A 20,577-nucleotide genomic window follows, 5' to 3' on the forward strand; every position below is an offset into this window, starting at 1 on the left:
TATGGGTTTTCCTGAACAGAACAATGATGAGCCGGTGATCCTCCGGGCTCACAATATCAAAGTAAAATCGGTAGCGTTTGACGCAGTACTTACGGGTAAAAGCCTTATGCTGGTGGACAGCAAGAAAGGCCTGATTCCCCCTCAGGAGATCCTGATCGCATCGATCAGTACCGTTGAAGGCGGGGAGAATGCAATCCGTGACCCCATCCTCACGCTCGCAATTTTTTCACCGGGGGGTACCGCGCGCCAGATGATTCTTACCTTCCCCCGCGAAGCCAGTGGAGAACGACGGCGGGAGCGGGATGAATGGTTAAAGGCACTCAAAGCACAGATTGCTTACGCAGCCACTTCCCCGGGTGTTCCTGACACAACAGCCTTCGGTCAGCCATCTTCACAAAATGCCGGGACTGCCCCCCAGTCACAATCCGGAGGTTCCGGTGCACCCTCCCAAAAGAAGAAGATTGAAATCACAAAACCGAGACGGAATATTATCGAACCCATTCCCACTATGCCCCGTCCCGTCGAGACTACGACCCTGCCGGTCGGTTCGTTCTGCTCCCGGTGCGGCAACCGCGTACCCCCGGAATCTGTATTCTGTAACCTGTGCGGGACCAAAGTGACCACATCACCGGATCAACCCGTGGATGCCCCGGCCCCGGTTCCAACCCCCCAGCCGGTTGTACCTCAGGTCCACGTCCCGACTCTCCCGGTCTTCGGACAAAGTGGAGACCGTAAAGAGCGAATGATTGAAGATGTTATCCACTCCATCGAACCATTGATCGAAGACTCAGTTCCCCGTCGCTCTGAAGCTGCACCTCTGATTCCCCGTCATTACCCGGCCCCCCCAACCGTGGCAGAAATCCCGGTCATAGAATCTCCCGCTGCTGTTCCGCAGGCAGAAACTCCCGCAATGCCGCCAACAGGCGAGGCTCAGCCTGACGGCACTGCACCGTCCACACCACCTCCACTACCACCGGTACCTCCAACCGTACCGGTCGCTTCTCCGCCAAAAAAGCGAAATTTTGTCGCAATTGGTGTGCTCGCCATTGTCATCCTGGCAGTCATCGGGGGTGTTTTCCTCTTTGCAAATCCATTTGGCACAACTCCGCAGGATACAACAATCACTCCGACAGTTACCCCAATCGTTACTACCGCTACGCCAACGCCGGTTCCGACCCCATCCCCTGCAGTAACCGTTGAAACCCCGGCAACCCCAACCCCAAAACCTGAAGTGATGATTCCGAAAAACGGTGTGTGGTTGAGAGTGACCTATGACGGGAAATTCAGCGGTACCTATGGTATGCCGGGCAGCCAGTACCCTGTAGGAGATAAGGACACCGGGGACCAGTTCTTCATGGTATCAACGATTAACGGCCCGGTTGAAGCATCCATCCAGAAACTCGATGGGTCTTCCGATGAGCTTATCCTGGAAGTCTATAAAAATGGTGAGATGATGAAACGTGCCTCAACACAGGCACCCAAAGGCATTGTCGAACTACAAGTCGATCTCAAGCCGGCACCGACCCCGACACCTGTTCCATCTGCAGTCACTCCCGCAACAACAGCGGCACTGAATACAACTGCCAATGCAACAGGAACGGCATAGGTCTCAGTTTAATTCTTTTTTCTGGATGTTTCCATTTAAAAAAGCGTTTTTTGCAATCAACCGTTTGCAAAAAAATCGCAATCGATCTCCGGAAATTTTTTCCAATCGACCCCTCGCCCCCTACCTGAAATTTTTCAATCGGATCTTGATTGTATTTTCCGAACCCTCACACCGGAGAATCAAAAATTTTGTAGCATGTACATGCATTTTGTAGGATAATTATCTGATTGTAGCCTCATCAACTAACACCTTATAATCGCGATTAAAATTTTTCATGCAGGATCTGCAAGGAAAATATGCACAAAATTTTGATATCTGGGTACGGTCCGGTTATTGTCCGGCACGGTTTTTGTTAGTATTTTGGAAGCAGGATTAGAACGCAGAACTAAAAAGAAAATCAACAAAGATCGAAAAGAAAAGAGGGAATTCATACACCAATGATGCTGCTATGGGGATTCGAACCCCAGTCGCGGGCGTGAAAGGCCCGCATGATTGGCCGGACTACACTATAGCAGCAAGTTGCTCTCTATTATTACCCTGTGGCTTATAAATAGGTTATGGAGGGGGAAAAAGACCATTTGGTCTCATTGTTTTTAAAAAGGACTTCATGCTTTTTTTCCGTGAGAAAAAAAATTATTTTTTATTGATGGGATAACCTTCAGTTGCAGTCACAGATTTGAACGCTTCCATAAGCTGCCGGGTAACCGGCCCGGGTTTGCCACTGCCAATTGTTCGCCCGTCCACCCAGGTAATTGGTGCTACTTCAGCTGCGGTGCCCGTACAGATTATCTCATCTGCAGTATAAAGATCAAAATACCCCATATTCTGTTCTTTCACACTAATACCCAGTGATTTGGCACATTCAATAAGGACCTGCCGGGTAATTCCACGAAGATTGTTAAGCGTGGGGGGGGTGATAATCTCACCATTCTTCACTACATAGAGATTATCACCGGACCCTTCTGACAGGTAACCATTCGTGTCAAAGAAAATTGCCTCATCTCCTCCTTTGTAATTCGCCTCGATCTTTGCAAGGATGTTGTTTAAGTAATTGAGACTCTTGACATTCGGGGGCAGGGATTCTGCAGGATTGCGCCGCACAGAAACGGTGACACCTTTCAATCCTTTCTCGTACAGGTCGCCATACATCGCACCCCAGGTGACTGCGATAATTATCACGGATGATTTGGGACATTTGCGCGGGTCAAGACCAAGATCCCCGACACCCCGGGTGATGATCGGGCGGATGTATGCATCTTTTAAGTTATTTTTACGTAGGGTCTCACAGATCGCTTCAGTCATCTCCTCTTTTGATATCGGGGGATGGATATCAATGGTTTTTGCCGAATCGTAAAGACGGTCGAGATGTTCCTTTAAACGAAATATCCTGCCGTTATAGGCACGGATACCTTCAAACACACCATCCCCGTACAGGAATCCGTGATCAAAAACAGAGACTTTTGCCTGGTCATCCGGCAGAAATTTCCCATCATAATAGATGATCATAGTTTCTCATAGATCGCCGGGGTTTTTGTAGTTTTTTCTTTTAAGCGGGGAGATAATGACCAGCCAATACATTTTTTATCGTGAATATATATTTGATAATACGAAACGTTAACTCCTGCATATAACAATAGTGTCATGTAAAAACAACGATTCGGCCATAGCATAAAGAATGGAGAAATGATATAAAATGTCCCAAAAACAAAAAATCTCTTCATCGGAAAAAGGGATTACTTTTGATTCATCTGATAGCCTGTTCAAAGAAATTTTTAACCGGATACAAACTGGCATAATTCTCATAGATCCCGATACCCATGCGATTGTTGATGCGAATCCGATTGCTGAACTGATCCTTGGTGCATCGAAGCATGACCTGATAAACCGGACATGTCACGAATTTATCTGCCCAGCAAAAGAGGGGACCTGTCCGATCACTGACCTGAATACTTCCATAATTAATGAAGAGGGGAAATTCCTGAATAAAAAAGGCGAGATGGTAGATATCTTAAAGACGGTAGCCAGGGTTACCATTGCGGGAAAAGAACTCCTGCTGGAAAGTTTCATTGACATATCAGACCGGAAAAAGGCAGATGACCGGAAAGTTGCTCTTATTGGTTTTATGAATGAATCGATGCTCCGTATCCGCCGGCCCCTTGAACTGACGAAAATGAATATGCAACTCATTGCAGATCAGGTAAAAACTGGGGAATTTGAACCGGAAGAGATCCGCATGGAACTTCAGATACAAGCAAATAATATCAGCCAGATGATAAAAAATCTCGATGACCTTGTCCGGATGGTTGCAGAAGAGCGAGGACAGGATATCCCCAAGGAATTCAGGGAATTCCTTCTCGGGAAGTGAGTGATTTGACTGACGCAACCCCGACTGATACTACATTGGATAACGTCCTGTACCTGATGCTCTCTCCTCCTGAAAGTATCCATGCGATGAACATTTCCGTACTGAAAAAGATACTAGGGCGGAACTGCACACCCCTCATTATCACGGTTAACCAGCCTTTTAAAGTGCTGACAAGAACTTATGACCGGGAGGGCATTGACACTTCAAAAATCTATGTGATAGATACCGTGACTCAATATTCCGGGGGAGTCTGTGAGAACACTCCCCGGGTGAAATATATCAATAACCCTTCAAACCTGACCGATCTCGGTATTGCCATAACCGAACTCCTGAAACAGATGCCGGAGGAGAAAAAGTGCATTATGTTCGATTCTGTCAGCATGCTTCTCATCCACATCCCGTCAGCAACGGCATCCAAGTTTTTTCATTTTGTAATAAACAAACTCAAACTCTCCGATGTATCAGGTATTTTCCTCTGCGTGGAGAAAGGGCTTGACCCGGTCATTCTTTCGCAGATGTCTTCCTTTGTCGATAAAATTATAGATTTTGAAACTGAAAATACGGATAAAGACCAGTAAGGCATCTTTACGCGGATAAAATCCGCACTGATACCCGCTCCAATAAAAAAACATGATTATATTTTTTCGGGTTTTACTTTTTTCAACAATAGCAACAATCAGAATAATCAGGTTTTCTTCCGACAGATACGGACAAAATGTTCGAGCATGCCCTTACTCCCCACCGGGTGCAGGTGGGTGTAACTGCCCAGCGTGTTGCTGATTACAGCGCCATCGAGATTATCCTGGATACCGATACCCCGGTTAAGACGGTACGCGTATCGGGTACCGGTTGACAGGACAACATCAGAATGATGGAATTCATGCCCATGAAATTGCGCTGCGCCAACAGGAGAGTCCGCATCGCTCGTACCGGTCACATAACTAACCACTCTGCGGGCAGGCATCCGGGTCTCCCCGGAAAAAACCCCGCACATTGCATACTGCCGGTTTTCAGTTGATCCCTGCCAGCCGGCCTGCAGGACAATGCGGTCGGTAAGATACATCAGCCCCCCGCATTCTGCATAAATCGGAGTCCCATTGGCTGATGCTGCACGGATAGCATCCCGCATAGCCTTGTTGGCTTCCAGTTCCCGGGCATAGAGTTCCGGGTATCCGCCACCAATGATGTAACCATCGGCCCGTGGAAGATTGTCATGAACGGGACTGAACATCACGGGTTCTGCACCCAGCGAGCGAAGCACATCAAAGAGATCGGCATAGTAAAAATTGAACGCTTCATCGAAGGCGATGCCAATCGTTACATCAGATTCCGTAGTTCTTTCGAATGCCGACGAAGGCTGCAAAGGAACATTCGTTTCTTTCATCAGGGAGAGCAGCCAGTCAAGATCCACGTATTGCCCGATCTTATCAGTGATCGTGCGAATCCGCGTATCGAAATCCCCTTTTCCGGCACCTTCACGATAAGGTACGAGTCCCAGGTGGCGCATGGTCAGCTGCATCTCGTCCATACGGGGGATTGCACCAATGACCGGCACCCCGCAGTAATGCTCAATGGCAGCCACCGCTTTTGCCTTGTGGGAACCGCCTTTTACATTGTTGAGAATGACCCCTGCAATCCGTATCTTCGGGTCAAATGCCTGGAAACCTTTCACGAGAGCCGCTGCACTGCGGGTAATGCTCTGTGCTGATACCACCAAGATTACCGGAAGATCGAGTTCCTTTGCGATTGCTGCGGTACTTCCTACATCGCTCAGCGCTTCTGCTCCCTCGTAAAGCCCTCGAACACCTTCGACAAGAGCAATATCGGCATCCCGACAGCCGTACGAGAAAATTTCATGAATCTGGCTGGTTGAGAGGGCAAAACTGTCAAGGTTCCGGCATGGCCGACCGGAAGCCGCCGCGAGGTAAGATGGATCGATATAATCCATTCCCACTTTAAACGTCTGGACGCGGTAATTTTTTGCGAGAAGCGCGGTGAGGGCAAGCGTGATACTGGTCTTGCCACTGCCGGATCGATCACCCGTGATAAGGATCTGTTTCATCTACAAGCTCCGGAGAACCGCCCCGAATTCGCTCTCAACAATGTCGCGGACACCCAGCGTCTTGGGGTGGAGGTCTATTTCGACCATCACGTGCTGGTGACCAAGATCCCGGAGCGGTTCTACCTGTCGGGGGCCGTTGGTGATGGAGAAACACTCAATTCCCGTTGTATATTCCTGAGGAATGGCATGAGGCACACCGGCAATCAATGCAAATGACGGTGCTATTTCCCGAATGCGTTTTCCGAGTGCATCGCCATTCGCGCCGTACTCATCCAGGGCACCGAGTAATTCTACCTTCAGGCCCCGTTTTTTCATCTCGTCAAGAATCCGTGCAGCATCGGCCCGCACTTTAGGCAGTCCCCGCTGGTCGAGATTGACAATATAGGTAATATCTGCATCAGGACACTTATCGTGGAGAGCGATCAGTTCATCGGCAAACATGTATGCGGTCTCTTTCTTTGCATTTAAGATCGCAATTCCCTTTGCCCCACTCCGTGCGCATTGTTGTAGTCGCTGTGCTGCCACGTGTTTCATGTCGCCACGGGATGGTTCTATGTATGACTTGCTGGCTGCACCCCGGACGCGCTCAACCTCGTTGGCTTTCTGCATCAGGAACTGCTGGCGGGTGAGTTCCTCTTCAGTTATCCAGCCGGCCAGTTGCGCAGCTTCGAGCGTGGCTAGCACACCCGCGATATTTTCCAAAAATCCTGCATGAATATCGACTGCGATAGTCGGGGTGGTGATACCAGATCCGTCAATAGCGGACTGAAGGTCTTCCCCGATAATCATGGAGACACAGGTGCCGACCACAACCATCCGCTTTGGTGCGAAATTATCTTCGGCATACCGCAAAACATTCTCAAGCGATGCCTGGCCCCCGAATATGAACTCATTATCCGCAAGAGAGGTGGTGAGCACCCGCAGGCCATCTTCTTCCAAAAGACGTGCGTGCTTGAATGAACATCCTGACGGGCCGTGCAGGATCGCGACATCGGCTTCAAGATCGCGAGCGGTATAGAGCGCAGCAACGATCGAACTGGGGCGGGGGTGCATGTACTTCATGGGTATCAGTTATCTCCAGGTTTTTACCGCAAGGACAATGGATCCTTTGTCGGTTTTTTCTACAGCCGCTCTCCGGCCTTCCTCCAGGGTCGTGCAGTGAGCATCGATACGATGCCGGATTCCACGGAACGCATCTGAACCCGGGTCCGGCATCCGTCCCACCCAGATCAGGTTTGTGGGACATACTTTCTCAATTGCACTGATGATCTGGTATGCAGAAAAGCCTTCACAGACTGCACCATCACCTTCCACCTGCCCGATCACCAGGGTCAGATCTCTGGCCCCGGCGCAATGCCGGGCGTACCGGGAGGCACAGACCGTTGTCATAATATTTGTACCCGTATTGGCATTATCAACAATGATGATATCCTTTTCATGGCTGATCGACATCCTTCCCGGGAGTGCGGCAAAATGATTGAGCGGTGTGGGATCCACGTTGAGCATCATTGCAGCTGCTGCGGCAAGCATCAGGGGGAGGCGGTACGGGGGCAGGATGAAGAGGGGATTTGTCAGGATAAAACGCAGTCCATCCAGCTCAACCGTGCAGTTCATTCCATCGCACCGGGCAATATCTTCAATATGCACGACTTTTTTATGGTCACCGGCAATTCCGTCAGCAACCAGGAGACGTTTTGCGTGTTGTGCCGATGCAATCTTTTCTTTTACGGCAAACTTCTTGCCGGCAGCAAAGGTATAATCCTCTGCTGAAGTGATGATGGCGAGATCCCCGGACCCAATAACCCCAAGAGAGATCTCAGCGACAAGCCAGCCATTCATCTGGTTGGCTGACTGCACTGCCGAAAGAACCGATGCGGGAGTAATACTCCGTTTTCCGAGAAACTCTTTTGTCGGATACGCATAGGTTCCGGTTGAAGTATGCAGTACACCGTTTCCCGGTAACAGGTGGGCAAGAGCATGTGCCGTGGTGGTCTTTCCCCGGGCCCCGGTGATCTCAATCATCGGGTGGGGAAGTTTTTCGCCCAGCAACCGGCGTACTGCTTCGTGATGGGTGATGACAGGGCTATTTCGGTTTTGTAAAAGCGGGTGTTCCGGGTCAAGGTGAACCGGTGCTACGATAAGATCATACGTCCAGGTACGGGCATTCTCTGCAATTTCCGGAGTGGTACCAGTATAGACATCCACAACATCAGTGACATGTCCCTGCCCTGCATACAGGTCGCCAATTTCCCTGCCGCCGTGGATTGTATCCAGTACCAGGATGTGCATAAAAAAGTTAGAGAATGGAAAGTGCTTTTTTTGCATTCTTGACCATCAGGTCTGCAAGCAGGGGATCGCTTCCGATAGGATCCGCGTATACAAGCGGGATCGAAGTCCCGTTCATAACAAAGCTCCCTTTCTTGGTACCTTCAGGAAGTCCGATCTCACCGGGAATATCCTTTTCGATGTGAACACCCTTTGCAAGGAACAGGGGGACAACAACGAGCACATCGATGGGTTCGTTACGGAACGCATCGAGCGATTCCTTGATCGAGGGCTTGTTCACATTCATAAAACCGCACTTAACGATAAAATCCGTGTTGCCTGCCTTGATCATTGCAGCGGTTTTCTCGACAAGATCCTGATTGTAGGGCATCGTGCTGCCATGTCCTACAAGTAACATTCCTTTCTTACTCATTTGCGTAAACTCCATGGTATGTTTTTGAGGATTTTTTAAATGTAACCATCTGGGTCAGTTCGATTTTCCGTATGCTGAAAAAACAGCACGAGAAAATACTACGTAAGAAAATATACCTGTAATTGTAATAACTTTCTTGTTTTGATCGCCATTGGCGATAATACCCCTAACAGAGTACTCAATATTTTAAACCTGAAGATTTTGCGGGATTTTCCATTCGCTATCCATTCTTTTAAAAAAATTCTGCCATGCAAAGCACAATGCCGGAATGACCGGGAAAAATGCGGGAGTCTTAGAAAAAATGTAAAAAGATCCCTGTTTTTCTGAAAAAAATATGCAAAGTAATTTGTTCAATCAGCCTCAACGGATATGAACTCATGATGGATGCATTTGAGCGTTTCGGGCTGCTCATCAATGATCGGGTAGTCAGGACACCGGTGGGAATTGCGTCCATGGCGGGCATTGTTGATGCACCATATGTGATGGAAAGAGCAGAGCATATCGGTTTTGCTTTCATTGGCGGGTATTCGATCGATCAGCGGACCATGGATGCTGCCAGGAGCATTGCCGCAAAGGGAGATCGCAGGGAATTTTTGTATGATGACCCGATCGAAGAGTTGACCCGGCAGATCGCAATGATGGAAAAAAGCACGGTCATCCCGGGAATGAATCTTCGCGGCAGCACTCCGGAAGCATTCAGTGCCATTGCAGCCGCAATCGGTGACAAGGTAGTGTACGAAATCGATGCTCATTGTCGCCAGCCCGAGATGATAGCAGCAGGGTGCGGAGAGCACTTCTTAAAAAACCCGGACAAGCTTGTTGCAATCATAAAAGCATTAAAAAGCCATGGCGTTACCGTGTCAGTGAAGATACGGGCGGGTGTGGCAGCGGATGACCGTATCCTTTCCCGGATCCTCTGGAAAGCCGGGGCTGATATCCTGCATATCGATCTTATGGATTTTGGCCCGGCAAAACTCCGGCAGATCAGGAACAGTTGTCCCCTGATGCTGATTGCCAACAATTCGATCACCAGTTTTGACAAGATGAAAGAGATGCTCTCGCACGGCGCTGACCTTGTTTCACTCGCACGACAGTCAGATATCCGTACGCTCTCGGGACTGGATGCGGCCATCACCCGGTATGCGGATGAAGAGGGTTGGTATAATGCCCCCAAGCAGCTCTGTCGCGGCGGGGATATCCGTTCACTGACATTCTGCTGCATGCCGGTAAAAGAGTGCCCCCTGATCCCAACACTCACACGCATCGGCATTACCAAGGAACAGTACATACACATGAAACTGGAGGGGGTGAAAGGCACTCCTCTCGACACCGGCCAGCAGACCTGTTTTGGCAGTCTTGCATGGTGTTGCAAAATCTCATCTCCCTGCATGTTCCGGGATATGACTATCCAGCAGACCGGTCTTTCAAAGAAAGAATATATGCGTCTCAAACGCGATCTCTCTGAAACGCTGATGAGCGGTGTCTTTCATGACGTGCCTACCGATGAGAGCAGCTGAACGGGCCCAGCTTGCCATGATGCTGGAAGTGTGCGCATTTCCCAAGCCCGGTAATGTCGATCGCTGCCACGATTATCCTGAAACACGTCTCGAACATTTTCTTGCATCCACGATCTTTGCACGCCCGGCACTTGAAGAAGCGGAAAAAGGCGAAGGCAGGATCGGCGAGATCATTCGGCATGCGGTCCAGCAGACCAATTGTCACAAAGGGGGAAACACTCATTTTGGTGCATTCATTCTCCTCATTCCCCTTATTTATGGCAGTTCCATTGAAGGAGCAATGAAAGCCATAGAAAAAACAGATACCTCGGATGCTGTCGCTTTTTACCGGGCATTCGGCCTTACAAAAGTCCACACCTATTCTGATGATGAACTGGATGTGAATGACCCGAAATCCCTTGCGGAGTTGCGGGATCGCGGGATGACATTATTGGATGTCATGCAGCATTCTGCTGAGCATGATATGGTGGCACGCGAGTGGGTAACCGGGTTTCCGCTGACCCGGCGGGGTGCAGATCTCTTGAAACACTTCGGACCGGGACGGGATTCTATTGTCCAGATGTTCATAACTCTTCTTGCCCAGGAACCGGATACCTTCATTATCAAGAAGCATGGTACAATCGTTGCACAGGATACGATGCGCAAAGCCCGTGAAGTGCTTGATGGTAATGAGACCCTTGCAGGATTTGACCAGGACTGCATTGACAGGAATATCAACCCGGGCTCGATTGCCGATATAACGATAGCGGCGATTTTTATTGCCCTGGGAGAAGGATGGGAATGGGACTCTTAAAACCGGGTATTAACGAAGTTATTGCAACAACCGGGTTCAACGCAGCTCCCATGGGCATCATTTTCCGGAAAGGTGTGGCAAGAATGGTGCTGTTTTCCGGCACCCACACCGCAAATAATATTGAGAAAAACGGCTGGGTTGTGGCAAATTTTGTATATGACCCCATCCTGTACGTTACAACGGCCTTTGGGGATATCCCGCAGGACGCTTTTTCTGAAGAGATAATCAATGGCAGGAAAATGCACCGGCTCAAGGATGCGGATGCATGGGCTGCGTTCACGGCCACGGTTGATAAAAAGACCTCCGAGGCGCTGATGGTCACCCTCACGCTCCAGAAAGAGATCATCGAAGAAGTGTCTGTGCACCCGGTGAACCGCGGTTTTAACAGCATCATCGATATGACGGTGCATGCTACCAGATACCAGGTGAACCGCGATCCTGAACTAAAAAAGCAGATCGATTACCATGCAGGAATTGTCAGAAAGTGCGGGGGAAAACAGGAACATGCAGCACTGGAACTTCTTCTGAACTATATTTCATGATTCCCTGTTGAGAGACTTTTTTCTCATAAAAACCACATTTGCATTTCCGGTTAACCACTACGGTTTTATATTACCCAACTGCAACTCACTATATCTGCGCCCGACTTCGGTTATAACGTGGATGCGGCGAAAAAACCATTTCAGAGGCAGGATACCATGCGCCCTATCAGCAAGGAAAAAAAGTTTATCTATGATATATTCATCATCATCAGCGTTCTTGCCTCGATAGGAATAACGTACCTCTCCATATCCCGGGGAATTTACGATGTATTCCCTTACTTCTACCTGATTCCGGTTGTGCTCATCTCCTTTACCCGGCCAAAGATCAGCATCTTTATTACAGTATTTGTCGGGTGGCTCTACATCGCCCTTGTATATTCCCTGGGTCTCCCGGATACCGGCATATTTGCACGGGCAACCGTGTGGTTCTTTATTTTCGTTTCCATCGGGGTTCTCATTTCGACCTATTCCCGGGAATACCGTAAAGAAGGCGAACGGAGCTGTGGATCATTTTTCAACTCGCAGGCGGGGGTATTCGGTTATAACCGGGAAACACTGCTGATCATTGATCCAAACCGGAAATTTTCCCAGTTCATCGGCTATGAATGCGATGAACTTTTGTTAAAGACGCTGCCTGAGATCATCACCGATACAACAGAACGTGAATTGTTCCTGTCCCAAGTGCGGGATAAACGAAAGGTTGGAGACATTGAGGTCCGATTTTCCTGTGCAGACGGAAGTAAACGCTGGGCACTGGCATCAGCTACCGATTGCGCTGAACCGGCAATTCTCTGTACGGTTGTCGATATTACCGAACAAAAGCAGGCCCAGGATGCCCTCCGCCTTGCAAACCGGAAACTCAATCTGCTCAATAATGTTACCCGGCATGATATTCTCAACCAGCTGACAGCGCTCATCGGGTATCTCGAAATATCCCGGGAGGAAGAAAAAGATCCCCGGTTACTGTCCTATGTGACCAAGGAAGAACAGGCAGCAAATGCCATTCGTCACCAGATCCTGTTCACCCGTGACTACCAGAATATCGGGGTTCATTCTCCCCAATGGTATAATATTGGTGAGACAGTCTCACTGGTGATGGCAACTCTCGAAATCCGTCATATCAGGGTTACGATGAATATCGCATCCATTGAAATTTATGCGGATCCGTTACTGGAGAAAGTATTTTACAACCTGATTGAAAACTCCCTCCGTCATGGGGAACGGGTGACTGAGATAGAGATCATTTCAGAAACGGTTAATGACGGCATCAATATTATTATCAGCGACAATGGCACAGGAATTCCTGACGATGCCAAAGAACAGATCTTCCGGAGAGCATATTTCAAACATACCGGATTCGGCCTCTTTTTGACCCGTGAAATCCTTGCGATCACCAACCTGACAATCACGGAAAACGGAGTCTTTGGAAAGGGAGCCCGGTTTGTGATCCATGCACCCCCGGGAACATATCGTTCCATTCTGGGAAATGACACTATAGTATAATCCTAAAAAAGAGAGCGGACATTGCCTTAAAAAAGTGTGAATATTGTTTCGGATTACAGGTTTTATTAAAAAGGGGAAGTAATCAGCACACACGGGGTACTGGATCACCCATGGGCGGTTCAATGAATCGTTCTCCCCCAATGGATGTTTCCATTATAACATGGGAACCTTTTGTTACAGTCCCGATTACCGTAGCTTCTCTTCCGTATTTGTGCGACCGGAGGGCTGCAAGGATTGCATCCACGCTGGATGCCGGAACACCCATCACTACCTTCCCCTCATTTGCCACCTCAAGCGGATCGATACCCAGCATGCCGGCTGCACTTTTTACATTCTTACGAATGGGCACTCTTTCTTCCTGGATACGAACACAAACCCCACTTTTTCTGGCCATTTCATTGATAGCAGCCGCAAATCCGCCGCGTGTCGGATCCTTCATCGCATGAATGGTACCTGCATCAAGGGCTTTATCAACCATATTCCAGAGCGGCGCTACATCGGACTTGATCTGCTCCCCGAGATCAAATCCCTCGCGGTGTGCCATAATTGCCAGACCGTGATCGCCGAGGGTGCCGGAAACGATGATCACATCACCGGGCATAAGACCATTGTCCCGGACAATGGTTTTTGCTATGCCGATACCGGCAGTATTGATTGCTATGCCATCAATAGCACCCTTCTCCATAACTTTTGTGTCACCGGTGACGAGGTTCGCCCCGCATTCCCCAAGGGCATCATCCATAGATACAACAATCTTTGCGAGATCATCGATCTCAAATCCCTCTTCAATGATCATGCCACAGGAGAGTGCGATTGGACGACCGCCCATCATTGCAAGATCATTGACGGTTCCGCAGACAGAAATTCTGCCGATGTCGCCCCCGGGGAAAAAGACCGGACGGACAACATGGGAATCTGTGGTAAAAACAATATTTTGTCCATTTAACGGGATGACGGCCCCGTCATCCAGCGCCTCAAGTCCAATACCTCCGGCATTATTATGTTTGAACTTCGTGAGCGTTTGTAAAAGTTCGCCCATAACTTCTCCACCGGCTCCGTGCATTATATTGACTTTCATTAATCATCAACCTCAATTTCAATATTTGTAACAACAATTTCTCTGCCTTTTACCATGTGGGGCAGTGCCCCACACCCGGGACAGACATAAATTTCTTCACCAGAATATCCACAAGGGCATGTAGTCTGGGGAGTGACTTCGGTACAGACGAGCTCTGTTTTTTCAAAAAGAGGATCATCTTCTTTGATCGTTCCAAACAAAAAAGTTACCTGCTCCGGATTTACCATCGCCATCTTACCGACATCAACGCTGATTCGTTTCACTTGTTTTGCATTATTTTCAAGTGCAGCCTTGCGTGCAGTTGCGTACAGATCATAGGCAATGGATAACTCGTGCATCACTCCTCCAGCGCAGCATAGACCTGTTTGAAAATTTCCCGGGTCTCAAGACCCTCTTCCCGGGAAAGCCGCTGGATTGCAAACCCGACATGGACTAAGACAAATTCGCCGACTTTAACATCCACGAGATCCAGTCTCACCTCCTGTTTGAGATCGCCATAATCGACAAGACCAATATTTCCCTCTTTGATTTCAAGCACTTCTGCGGGAACTGCAACACACATCGATAATCCTCTTTGATCTAGCTATTCCGTACTGTGGGTGGTTCAACCACATAAAAACAGTGATATTGATACAGGATAGCATTTTTTGAATAATCAAAAGGAATTCCCAGAATTCATGGCGTTTCCGGCATCATCTTTGACAGGAAAGGGAAATAGTGAAACGAGAATTAAAATTCAGACACCCAAGATTTTTTTTAAAAGAAGAACAGGAACGCCGGGGAAGAGATTTGAACTCTTGAGGTGCAGGCACCAGTAGCTTTCAAGGCTACCGCCTTCCCGGACTAGACTACCCCGGCAGTGCTCCATATGTTGGGCGTAGTATGTAAAAAAGGCTTCTTAATCCAGGTATGATTAAGCCCAAGGTCGACCAAGGGTGTTTTCCCGTATGAGCGGGTTATTTTCGCGAAATAAAGATTGCAATGCCGGCTGCCACCAGACCAGCGAAAGGAAATAACGGGGACTGTGGTGTTTCGGTTGGAGTCTGGGGAACAGTTACTGCAAACACTGCAGGTACCGTTGGACTCACGAGAACGGAGTTGACATTTTCTGCATAGAGGAACACTTCACTGCGATCGGCATACGTGTAAGGATATATTTTTACATAAATGGTTTTTCCCTTACCAAGGAATTCAGCTCTTTCCGGGTTGAGTGCCCCCTGATTATTTTCCATATGGAGAACACCCTTGTCATCCACATATTCGATCACCCAGTCAATGGATGACGAGGTATGCAGGATGACCGGCCCGGACACAGTCCTCACAATAAAATATGCCGGTGTATCACGCGAGGATTTTGCATGTGCGGAGAATACCGGGGGCGTGGTCGCTGTTGCCATAGGGATAAAACTTGTTGTGGTTTCTCCCGAAATGGAGACCGTGCGTGTTCCAATGAAACCTTTCGCATCGGTAAAACTCACTTCATAATCCCCGGGCCCTGTTATAGAAACATCTGCAGAAAAGCCCCCGGCGTTGTTGGTGTTTATATAACTGGGTCCAAACACCGCGATATTGTCAGGGCCGATTATCTCAATCTGGACACCAGAATTTTCACCGCCCTTTATGGTCCCCGCTATATAGATCTTCCCGTTGAATGCCTGACGGGAGAGAGAAGACATCTCAATTTCATCCGAACGATCGATTAGCTGGATTAGGCGCATAGGTTCTGATGAACTGCCCAGACTATTGGCCGGCACCTCAACTTTGTAGGTTCCCTTCTTCAGGCGGGTTGTATCAAAAAAGGTTTTGAAGGTTTGATCCGGCTGGACATAGACAATCTTACGTTCGATTTCAGCGGTAGATGTCTGCTGGTAATAGAGCACTACATCGATGGGAGTTCCTATTCCCAGAGTAGTTGTCCCGGTTACGATGAGGGGTTTTCCGATAGACAGGGATTCCGGGGTATCTATATCAACCTGATATGCCGATACAAATCCCCATAAAAAGAAAAGTCCTATCATAAAAAGGACGATCTTTTTCATCTATATAGGATCAACTAATAGGATGTTAATGATTTCTGAACGGATCGAAAAACCCCTTGCAAGCTGGCGGGGAAAAGAGCGGTACGATAACGAACTGCTGGATTGCCTCACGGTAATTTTTAAAACTGCCGGGTGCACCTGGTCAAAATGCCGGATGTGCAGTTACCGCCACGAGCGGTACGATAAGCAATCATGCGAAAAACTTGCTGAACACCTGTCAGCCCAGCTTGCCTGGGTAAAAAACGAGTTCAAACCCGAGGATTACCGGATGGTTAAGATCTTCACATCAGGAAGTTTTTTTGATCCTGCTGAAGTACCGGCAGCATTTCTGGGGGAAGTTGCAAAATATTTCCGCGGCAAACTGGTAATCGCCGAGACCCGGCCGGAGTTTGTCGATTCTGACGTGATCCGTACATTCATTGAAAACCTTGACGATGGTACCTGGAAAAAACCGCTCTATTGTGCGGTCGGGCTGGAAACGAGCAGCGATCCCATCCGGGAAAAATGCATCAACAAGGGCTTTACCTATGCAGAATTTACAGCAGCAGTATCACGAGCCAAAGCAGCAGGAGCAGGTATCAAGGCATACCTCCTGTTCAAACCGCTCTTTTTAACGGAGAAAGAGTCGCTTGATGATATGAAACAGTCAATCCGCGATGCAGCTTCACATACCGAAATGATCTCGATGAACCCCTGCACAGTTCAGCGGAGAACTGAACTTGAATTTTACTGGAAGCGGGGCGCATACCGCCCGCCCTATCTCTGGAGTGTTCTTACCCTTCTCAAAGATGCCCCGGTTCATATGACCTGCGATCCGCTCGGTGGCGGGCAAAAACGGGGACCCCATAACTGCGGTACCTGTGATTATGATCTGGTCAAAGGCATCCGCGACTATTCCTTAAATGCAGACAGGGAGTTGATCAATGCCCTGTTAGAAACACCCTGTGAATGCAAAAAAGAGTGGGAGTACGTTCTGGCGCATGAAACGCCATTCTGCATGCCACTGACCCGTTGAATAAAATCGATCCGGTTAAAAAAAATATTATTTTTTTGCTGCAGCACTCTGGAGCTCGAGCTGTTTTGCGAGCAGGGGTAGGAATGTTCCGGCATCGGACACGATACCAATTGCCTGTGTCGTGCCACGGTCCATCAGTTTGGTAAGATGGGCAGGATTGATGTCCACGCAGACCGTCTTGACTTTTGAAGGCAGGCAGTTGCCGACAGCGATGGAGTGGAGGAGAGTTGCAATCATTAACACCATGCTGCACCCTTCGATATGCTTGCGCATTGCATCCTGCGCTTCCATGACATCCTGAATTACATCAGGTAAAGGCCCGTCGTCCCGGATAGACCCGGCAAGGACGAATGGGATATTCTTCTTGACACATTCATACATTATCCCGCTTTTTATTACCCCATTGTCAACGGCATTCTTTATTGATCCCGCTCTCATGATCTCGCTTATCGCATAGAGATGATGTTTATGACCGCCCATGACGGGTTTTCCCGTTGAAATATCCATTCCGAGGGAAGTACCATAGATATTATACTCGATATCGTGAGTAGGCAGGGCATTGCCCGCAAAAAGGACATCGATATACCCTTTATGGATCAGTTCCGCCAAGGCTTTGTCCGCTCCGGTATGGATGATCGCAGGTCCCCCGACAACTGCAATTTTTCCTCCCTTCTTCCGGACGTCAAGAATTTCCCGGGCGATCCGGGCAATGAGGGTCTCACTGGGTCGTTCGGAAGATACCGTGCCATGCATGAACTCAAATGTGCTCTCCTCGCGGGGACGTTCAGGATAATTCACACTTACTCCCTGTTCCCCGACAATAACCAGATCCCCTTTGCGGATTTTTCCCAAGGCAACAGCTGCTGCACGTTTCTTTTTTGGATCCACGACAATGAGAAAATCCATCTCTATTGATTCTACCGGAATCCACTCGCCCTGGTATTTAATTTCCGTGGGATGATTAGAGGTTGTATAGAATCCCTTGGGGACAACGCGATCCGCTTCCGCTGCGACAAGGAAGACATCCTTGACTTCGACCGGGCGGGCACCGAGACGATGAACTTCGGACAGGATAGAACGGAGGTTCTCATTACTTGAGGCGTTGATCCGGAGGCGGGCATAACTCGGGTCGGTCTTCTTCTTACCTATATCAAAGACCAGGATCTCATAGTTGCCGCCCATATCCATGACCCGGTCGAAGAGCTGTGTCATAATCCCGGAGTCTATGATATGACCCCGCAGCTCTATCTCCTGCGACTCTCCCATAATACCATGATCTTGGTGATGCACCTTAATATGCATTCCTGACTAATGTGACTGAATTTGAGCCCGTTTTTGGTTTAATGTCACGGATTAGAAAGAATTTTTTAAATTATGAAAATGGTTTTCCTGCAGATTTCGTAACAGGATTTTGCCGGATAAAAATCTCAGCTTCAGCAAGATCAGCTTTCGTATTAATATTAAGAGCCAGGCGGGGTTCTTCTAAAAGCAGCTGAAACTCATCCTGGGGTTGGTCAATAAGTGCACCATGCAGGATATTTACTCCCGCCGGGCAAACCATAACACCGAGTATCTCTTCGCGGTAAGGCATACCCTCCCGACAGGATTTTACCATTGCTGCAGGCACCCAGGCAGAACAGGCATCTTTTCCGCTGGAACGATGCGCATCAGAAATCGTACTGATGATATCCGAGGTAATGCAGGGAAGATCGGAAGCACTGATAAACACCGGTCCTTCATCTTCGAGCATACCAACCGCTTGTACCATATCTTCCACATACCCGGTACCAGCAGTTTTACAGAATTCAATGCCATGGGCCCGACACCAGTTCTGGGTCATCGGTGTCCGGAATGAGGTTGCTATAACGGGTTTGCACCCGGCATCTTCAAACGCATCAACCACGTAGGAAACCAAGGGTTGTCCACAGATCAAAATAAGCGGTTTTTCCCCAAGGTTAAGCCTGCTTCCTGCACCCCCTGCCATGATCAGGGCGTGCATGCCGCTAAAGCCTCCATGAGCAGAAGATTTTCTTCCCGGGTCCTGACTGCAACGCGAATATGGGTAGGCATCCCAAAGGATGTGCAGTTCCTAACAAGAATCAGGCGCCCCTCCAGGCACTCGCAAATCTTTGTGGCATCACGATAACATTCCACAAGAATATAATTTACTGATGAGGGGTGACAGTGGAATCCCAGCGCTTCAATCTCCTGGGAGAGCCAGTCACGTTCCTTCCGTATTCGGTCTCGCGATACCTTAAGATCATCCATATGGAGAAGCGCCTCCATGGCAAAAGCCTCGGCAAAGGAATTCACGCTCCAGGGAGAACGGGATATTTCTATCTTCTCAACCAGATCCGGGTCCCCAAATCCAAAACCGAACCTGATTCCCGGAACCGAAAAACTTTTTGTTATTGAATGCAGGACAAAGAGATTTGAGTCATTGACGCCGGAAAGACTCTGGTCAGGATCAGAAAGGTCAATAAAAGCTTCATCGCAAAAGAGCATCCCGCCATGCGATCTCATATCGGCAAGTTTCTGTACCAGACTCTTTTTTTCCTGTAATATACCGGTTGGATTGTTGGGATTGCAGATGAACGAGACATCTGCCATCGCAGGATTATCCACAGGTGTAGCTCCTGCAAGACGTGCAGAAAGTGCATATTCACCAAATGTCGGGGATTCACAAAAAAAATGTTTATCCCCGCGAAGCACGACAGAGCAAAACGCCCTGATCAACTCTATCGAACCGTTGCCTACACAAATCTCCTCGGGGTCGCGATGGAATATTGCACCAATTCGTTCCTTAAGTTCATGGTAGGAGTCGTCCGGATACGAAGCAAGGAGTGCCGGATCGCAGTGCCAGGCAAACTGTGGGGGAAAGGGATTGACACTCGCGCTGAAATCCAGCACACTTTTCCGGGTTTTTTCGAGCTGGCGCTTTCCAGTCCCCCCATGAACCACTCGTTTAGGAAAATCAAGAGTCACAAAAATCCCTCCTTTTCTAGAATACTTAGTCTGGCTGTCTTAAATTCGTTTTGAGAATGTCTGACAACCAAAGGAGAAGGTATTTATACCTAGATGTTTTATTTAGATTCATCTGGTTAAGTCAGACACTAAGACACCCTTTGTCTGACATATGAATGACAAATGACAGACATATGTCAGAAATGTGAGGTAAAATGATGCAAAGAATCACGCTCCGATTGCCTGAACAGCAAATCAATCTGCTACAACAGATAGTAGACACGGGAGAATATCCCAACATTTCTGAAGCTGTTCGGGCTGCGGTCCGCGAACTTGTTGAAAAACGTGCAAACCGTGTCTTAAAGGAGAGCGACCAGGTTTCATTCAAGGTTTGA

At 48.5% G+C, this 20,577-nt stretch carries 21 protein-coding genes and 2 tRNA genes; 9 read left to right on the forward strand and 14 right to left on the reverse strand.

All coding sequences use genetic code 11. From position 1 onward, the window contains the following. Position 1: 1 nt before the first annotated feature. Entirely contained in the window at positions 2-1,606 is a 1,605-nt protein-coding gene (locus CVV30_05295) for a hypothetical protein (GenBank protein ID PKL70763.1), read from the forward strand. 441 nt (positions 1,607-2,047) lie between these two features. Here CVV30_05295 and CVV30_05300 read toward each other — a convergent pair. Both CVV30_05300 and CVV30_05305 read right to left on the reverse strand, forming a co-directional pair. Further along, a tRNA-Glu gene (locus CVV30_05300) sits at positions 2,048-2,122 on the reverse strand. A gap of 117 nt (positions 2,123-2,239) precedes the next feature. Further along, on the reverse strand, positions 2,240-3,112 hold the full coding sequence (locus CVV30_05305) for a branched-chain amino acid aminotransferase (GenBank protein PKL70764.1): 873 nt from the start codon (positions 3,110-3,112) through the stop codon (positions 2,240-2,242). Between the two features lie 187 nt (positions 3,113-3,299). Between CVV30_05305 and CVV30_05310 the strand changes: the two genes are divergently transcribed. Then, complete coding sequence (locus tag CVV30_05310) at positions 3,300-3,971, forward strand: hypothetical protein (protein PKL70765.1); 672 nt, start codon at positions 3,300-3,302, stop codon at positions 3,969-3,971. Positions 3,972-4,027: 56 nt separating this feature from the next. Continuing rightward, a complete protein-coding gene (locus CVV30_05315) occupies positions 4,028-4,549 on the forward strand; it encodes a hypothetical protein (protein ID PKL70766.1) in 522 nt (173 codons plus the stop codon). A 107-nt stretch (positions 4,550-4,656) separates the two neighbouring features. Here the strand turns inward: CVV30_05315 and CVV30_05320 are convergent, their stop codons facing one another. The 4 genes from CVV30_05320 to CVV30_05335 are packed head-to-tail and all read right to left on the reverse strand — an operon-like array spanning position 4,657 to position 8,731. Further along, entirely contained in the window at positions 4,657-6,033 is a 1,377-nt protein-coding gene (locus CVV30_05320) for a Ni-sirohydrochlorin a,c-diamide synthase (protein PKL70767.1), read from the reverse strand. Continuing rightward, positions 6,034-7,095 (reverse strand): Ni-sirohydrochlorin a,c-diamide reductive cyclase catalytic subunit, encoded by a 1,062-nt coding sequence (locus tag CVV30_05325; GenBank protein PKL70768.1) that lies wholly within the window; start codon positions 7,093-7,095, stop codon positions 6,034-6,036. Positions 7,096-7,104: 9 nt separating this feature from the next. After that, on the reverse strand, positions 7,105-8,322 hold the full coding sequence (locus tag CVV30_05330; GenBank protein ID PKL70769.1) for a coenzyme F430 synthase: 1,218 nt from the start codon (positions 8,320-8,322) through the stop codon (positions 7,105-7,107). A 7-nt stretch (positions 8,323-8,329) separates the two neighbouring features. Further along, positions 8,330-8,731, reverse strand: a complete 402-nt coding sequence (locus CVV30_05335) for a sirohydrochlorin nickelochelatase (protein PKL70770.1) — start codon at positions 8,729-8,731, stop codon at positions 8,330-8,332. A gap of 377 nt (positions 8,732-9,108) precedes the next feature. Between CVV30_05335 and CVV30_05340 the strand changes: the two genes are divergently transcribed. The 4 genes from CVV30_05340 (at position 9,109) to CVV30_05355 (ending at position 13,086) form a co-directional block, all read left to right on the forward strand. Continuing rightward, positions 9,109-10,248, forward strand: coding sequence for a methanogenesis marker 9 domain-containing protein (locus CVV30_05340; protein ID PKL70771.1), 1,140 nt, complete (start codon positions 9,109-9,111; stop codon positions 10,246-10,248). Continuing rightward, positions 10,220-11,041, forward strand: a complete 822-nt coding sequence (locus tag CVV30_05345) for a triphosphoribosyl-dephospho-CoA synthase (GenBank protein ID PKL70772.1) — start codon at positions 10,220-10,222, stop codon at positions 11,039-11,041. The genes CVV30_05340 and CVV30_05345 overlap by 29 nt, the downstream gene beginning before the upstream one ends. Beyond that, entirely contained in the window at positions 11,029-11,583 is a 555-nt protein-coding gene (locus CVV30_05350) for a DUF447 domain-containing protein (protein PKL70773.1), read from the forward strand. Before CVV30_05345 ends, CVV30_05350 begins: the two co-directional genes overlap by 13 nt. A 156-nt stretch (positions 11,584-11,739) precedes the next feature. Then, a complete protein-coding gene (locus CVV30_05355) occupies positions 11,740-13,086 on the forward strand; it encodes a hypothetical protein (protein PKL70774.1) in 1,347 nt (448 codons plus the stop codon). An 82-nt stretch (positions 13,087-13,168) separates the two neighbouring features. Here the strand turns inward: CVV30_05355 and hypE are convergent, their stop codons facing one another. The 5 genes from hypE to CVV30_05380 form a co-directional block, all read right to left on the reverse strand. After that, positions 13,169-14,164 carry a hydrogenase expression/formation protein HypE gene (hypE, locus tag CVV30_05360; GenBank protein PKL70775.1) on the reverse strand — a complete coding sequence of 332 codons (996 nt, stop codon included), beginning with the start codon at positions 14,162-14,164 and terminating at the stop codon, positions 13,169-13,171. Beyond that, the gene (locus tag CVV30_05365) at positions 14,164-14,502 is read right to left on the reverse strand and encodes a hydrogenase expression protein (protein ID PKL70776.1); all 339 of its coding nucleotides are present in this window, start codon (positions 14,500-14,502) and stop codon (positions 14,164-14,166) included. The genes hypE and CVV30_05365 overlap by 1 nt, the downstream gene beginning before the upstream one ends. Next, positions 14,502-14,726 (reverse strand): HypC/HybG/HupF family hydrogenase formation chaperone, encoded by a 225-nt coding sequence (hypC, locus tag CVV30_05370; protein PKL70777.1) that lies wholly within the window; start codon positions 14,724-14,726, stop codon positions 14,502-14,504. The genes CVV30_05365 and hypC overlap by 1 nt, the downstream gene beginning before the upstream one ends. Positions 14,727-14,938: 212 nt before the next feature. Next, a tRNA-Ser gene (locus CVV30_05375) sits at positions 14,939-15,022 on the reverse strand. A 98-nt stretch (positions 15,023-15,120) separates the two neighbouring features. Continuing rightward, entirely contained in the window at positions 15,121-16,203 is a 1,083-nt protein-coding gene (locus CVV30_05380; GenBank protein PKL70778.1) for a hypothetical protein, read from the reverse strand. 28 nt (positions 16,204-16,231) lie between these two features. Here CVV30_05380 and CVV30_05385 point away from each other — a divergent pair, with 28 nt between their 5' ends. Continuing rightward, the gene (locus CVV30_05385; protein PKL70975.1) at positions 16,232-17,218 is read left to right on the forward strand and encodes a TIGR01210 family radical SAM protein; all 987 of its coding nucleotides are present in this window, start codon (positions 16,232-16,234) and stop codon (positions 17,216-17,218) included. Positions 17,219-17,245: 27 nt separating this feature from the next. Here the strand turns inward: CVV30_05385 and CVV30_05390 are convergent, their stop codons facing one another. The 3 genes from CVV30_05390 to CVV30_05400 all read right to left on the reverse strand — a co-directional run bounded on the left by CVV30_05390 (position 17,246) and on the right by CVV30_05400 (position 20,203). After that, positions 17,246-18,484 (reverse strand): TIGR00300 family protein, encoded by a 1,239-nt coding sequence (locus CVV30_05390; protein PKL70779.1) that lies wholly within the window; start codon positions 18,482-18,484, stop codon positions 17,246-17,248. 106 nt (positions 18,485-18,590) lie between these two features. Continuing rightward, positions 18,591-19,217, reverse strand: coding sequence for a 5-deoxyadenosylcobinamide phosphate nucleotidyltransferase (locus CVV30_05395; protein ID PKL70780.1), 627 nt, complete (start codon positions 19,215-19,217; stop codon positions 18,591-18,593). Continuing rightward, positions 19,205-20,203: a class I and II aminotransferase gene (locus CVV30_05400; protein PKL70781.1), complete on the reverse strand. Its 999-nt coding sequence runs from the start codon at positions 20,201-20,203 to the stop codon at positions 19,205-19,207. The genes CVV30_05395 and CVV30_05400 overlap by 13 nt, the downstream gene beginning before the upstream one ends. Positions 20,204-20,397: 194 nt before the next feature. Between CVV30_05400 and CVV30_05405 the strand changes: the two genes are divergently transcribed. Then, the gene (locus tag CVV30_05405) at positions 20,398-20,577 is read left to right on the forward strand and encodes a ribbon-helix-helix protein, CopG family (protein ID PKL70782.1); all 180 of its coding nucleotides are present in this window, start codon (positions 20,398-20,400) and stop codon (positions 20,575-20,577) included.

The sequence above is a fragment of the Methanomicrobiales archaeon HGW-Methanomicrobiales-1 genome, assembly GCA_002839675.1.
In the GTDB taxonomy this organism is placed as follows: domain Archaea; phylum Halobacteriota; class Methanomicrobia; order Methanomicrobiales; family Methanospirillaceae; genus Methanoregula.